Below are 3,549 nucleotides of genomic sequence, written 5' to 3' on the forward strand. Positions count from 1 at the left end.
GAACCGGCCTGCGTTGCGACGGCGGAGTCGGTGGGCGCGCCGGGCGGCGGCGGGGGCGGCGGCGGCATCGGCGGGGGCGGGGGGGCGCCCCGGGGGCCGGCCTCGGCCCGCCCCCCCCGCGCCCGGGGGGGGGGGGCGCCCCGCCGTAGAGCGTCCCGTAACCGCCGGCGGGCGACAGGTCGGCGATACCCTGCCAGTTCGCGCGGATCGCGCGTCGCCGCAGCTCGACCGGCGTCGGATGCGCCGCGTCGGCGAACGCGGGCGGTGCCGCACGCAGGCCCGCGAGCCCCAGGCCCGCGGTCAGCAGGTCGTCGCCGTCGCGATGGATCGTGACGCGTGGCGTGGCGAAGGCATCCATACGCGTCTCCGGTGGAAGGCCCGCGCAGCCTACGAGCAGCGTCGCGGCCGAGGCGCAGAGGAACGTGGACAGGGTTCGGGGCATTTTCATGGCCCCACCCTAGCAAGCGGCTGCGCGGTCGCCATCGTACGTTCGTACCACGCCACGCGACCCGCGCATTGGTACGCTGCACGCAGGAGGATCCCCATGACCCCACGCCATTCCACGCCGCGCTGCGTCCTCGTGACCGGTGCGGGCAGCGGCATCGGTGCCGGAATCGCCGCGGAACTCGCGCGCGACGGGCACCACGTCGTCGTGACCGACCTGTCCGGCGACGCCGCCACGGCCGTCGCCCGCGCCATCAACGACGACGGCCACAGCGCCGAGGCGCACGCGCTCGACGTCACGTCCGATTCGAGCGTCGCCGCCGTCCTCGCCGCGGTCTCCCGCCCGGTCGATGTCCTGGTCAACAACGCGGGCCTGCAGCACGTGTCCAGGCTCGAAGACTTCCCGATGGAGAAATGGGAGCTGCTCGTGCAGGTGATGCTGATCGGCGTCGCGCGGCTCACGCGCGCCGTGCTGCCCGGCATGCGCGAGCGCGGCTTCGGCCGCATCGTCAACATCGGCTCGATCCACTCGCTGGTGGCGAGCCCGTTCAAGAGCGCGTACGTCGCGGCGAAACACGGGCTGCTCGGCTTCTCGAAGGTCATCGCGCTGGAGACGAACGACACGGACATCACCGTCAACACGATATGTCCGACGTACGTGAAGACGCCGCTGGTCGACAAGCAGATCGCCGACCAGGCGCGCACGCGCGGCATCCCGGAATCGCAGGTGGTGAGCGAAGTGATGCTCAAGCCGATGCCGAAGGGCGTGTTCATCACGTTCGAGGAACTCGCCGGGATCACCGCGTTCCTGATGTCGCCCGCGGCACGCAACGTGACCGGCCACACGATCGACGTCGACGGAGGCTGGACGGTCCAGTAATGCCCGCGCTGCTCGTCGCCGACGACCATCCGCTGTTCCGGGCCGCCCTGCGCGGCGCGGCGCGCGACGCGGTGGACGGGCTGGTGGTGCACGAGGCCGATTCGCTCGACGGGGTGCTCGCGGTGCTGGAGCGCGAGCCGGACATCGATCTCGTTCTGCTGGACCTGCACATGCCGGGCAACCACGGCCTCGCGGGACTGGCCGCGGTGCGCGCGCAGTTCCCGCACGTGGCGGTCGTCGTGGTGTCCGCCAACGACGATCCGCGGGTGGTACGGCGTGCCCTCGACCACGGCGCCGCCGGCTACCTGCCGAAGAGCGCCGGGCTCGACGAGTTGCGCGACGCGATCCGCGCCGTGCTCGCCTGCGAGCAATGGTTGCCGGCGCCGTTGCGCGCGGCGGTGGCGCGCACGCACAGCGCCAGCGGGGACGCCGACCTGGCGTCGCGTCTGGCGAGCCTTTCGCCTCAGCAATTCCGCGTGCTCACGCTGGTCGCGCAGGGCCTGCTGAACAAGCAGATCGCCGATCGGCTCGACGTGCAGGAACGCACGGTCAAGGCGCACCTGTCGGCCATTTTCGAGCGTCTCGGCGTGCGCAATCGCACCCAGGCGAGCGTGGTGCTGCGCGAGCTGGAGCTGACCGATCCGGCGCGGCTCGTCGAATCCTGAGCCTCAGTCGACGGCGCTGGCCGCGCGTTCCCCGGCGACCACCCACCGGTCCAGCATCGACTTCAGGGCGAGCGGCTTGACCGGCTTGGCCAGCAGCCGATAGCCGGAGTCCTCCACCCGCGCGCGCACCTCGGCGCTCGCGTCCGCACTCACCACGAGCGTCGGACGCGTCCCGAAGCGCTCCTCCAGCGCCCGCGCGACCGCCGGGCCCGTGTCGCCCTGGTCGAGATGGTAGTCGAGCAGCCATGCCGACGGGTCGAACGCTTCGCACGCGGCCAAGGCCTCGAGGCGATCGCGCGCGGCGACGACGTCGCACCCCCAGCGTTCGAGCAGGCTCCGCGTCGCCGCCAGCGCGGCGGGGTCGTTGTCCAGCAACAGCACGCGCAGGCCGGCGAGCCGCGGGGCCGCCGCGACGCGGACGTCCCGCACCGGTGCGTCCACATGCGGGAGCGCGATCGAGAAGCAGGTGCCCTGCCCCAGCGTCGATCGCAGGTCGATCGGTGCGCGGAGCAGTGCCGCGATGCGATCGGCGATGAAGAGACCGAGGCCCAGGCCTTGGCCCGCCACGTCCTCGCCGCGGCGGAACTCCTCGAAGATCTCGCGCCGCCGCGCCGCCTCGATGCCGGGCCCGGTGTCGTGCACCTCGATGCGCAGCAGGCCGCCGGTGCGGCGAACGCCGAGCAGCACGCGTCCGCGGACGGTGTAGCGCACCGCATTGGCGAGGAAATTCTGCAGGACGCGACGAAGCAGCTGCGGATCGGTGTCGATCCACGTCGCCGAACGCACGTAGTCGAACCGCAGGCCGCGCGCCGCGGCGATCGCCGCGAACTCGGACGCGAGCGGATCCAGCACGTCGGCGAGCGCGACCGCGCGGGGCTGCGGCACGAGGCCCCCGGCCTCGAGGCGCGACATGTCGAGCAGGCCCGAGAGCAGTTCGACGGTCGACTCCAGCGCGCCGCGCACCTGAGTGACCGTGCCGCGTTGTCGCGCGTCGTCCAGCTCGTCTCCGAGCGCGTCGACGAACAGTTGCGCCGCATGCAGCGGTTGCATCAGGTCGTGGCCGATCGCCGTCAGGAACCGGCTTTTCGCGTGGTTGGCGCGTTCGGCCTCGCGCGTCGCCACCTGCAACTCCGCGGTGCGCTCGGCCACGCGCTGCTCCAGCGTCTCGTTGGCGAGCAGCAGCCCGGCCTGCGCGCGACGGAAGGCGGTGACGTCGGTGAACGTGGCGACGAAGCCGCCGCCGGGCATCGGATTGCCGCGGATCTCGATGATGCTGCCGTCCGGCAGCACGCGCTCGGACAGGTGCGGCGTGCCGGCGCGCATGAAGGCGAGGCGCCGGTCGAGCGCGCGCTCGACGTCGCCGTCCATGCGCACCTCGCGCATCGCCCAGCGCGCGAGGTCCGCGATCGGGCGGCCGACCTGCAGCAGGTCCGCCGGGAAACCGAACAGCTCCGCATAGCGCCGGTTCCAGGCGACGAGGCGCAGCGCACCGTCGACGACGCTGATGCCTTGGCTCATGTTCTGCAACGCGGCTTCCAGCACGCGCTGGTTGAAGCGCAG

General features: G+C 72.4%; 4 protein-coding genes. 2 read left to right on the forward strand and 2 right to left on the reverse strand.

Going from position 1 to position 3,549, the window contains the following annotated elements:
* The coding region (locus tag ACY35P_RS15090; protein WP_462116657.1) for a 3-hydroxybutyrate oligomer hydrolase family protein at positions 1–448 on the reverse strand (448 nt) is incomplete at its 3' end.
* A 96-nt stretch (positions 449–544) separates the two neighbouring features.
* On the opposite strand from ACY35P_RS15090, the gene ACY35P_RS15095 reads away from it, so the two are divergent.
* Positions 545–1,324, forward strand: a complete 780-nt coding sequence (locus tag ACY35P_RS15095; RefSeq protein ID WP_462116658.1) for a 3-hydroxybutyrate dehydrogenase — start codon at positions 545–547, stop codon at positions 1,322–1,324.
* On the forward strand, positions 1,324–1,989 hold the full coding sequence (locus ACY35P_RS15100; protein WP_462116659.1) for a response regulator transcription factor: 666 nt from the start codon (positions 1,324–1,326) through the stop codon (positions 1,987–1,989). The genes ACY35P_RS15095 and ACY35P_RS15100 overlap by 1 nt, the downstream gene beginning before the upstream one ends.
* 3 nt (positions 1,990–1,992) lie before the next feature.
* Here ACY35P_RS15100 and ACY35P_RS15105 read toward each other — a convergent pair.
* Positions 1,993–3,549 (reverse strand): hybrid sensor histidine kinase/response regulator (locus ACY35P_RS15105; RefSeq protein WP_462116660.1); only part of this gene is annotated, 1,557 nt, incomplete at its 5' end.

Source organism: Lysobacter xanthus (assembly GCF_047159895.1).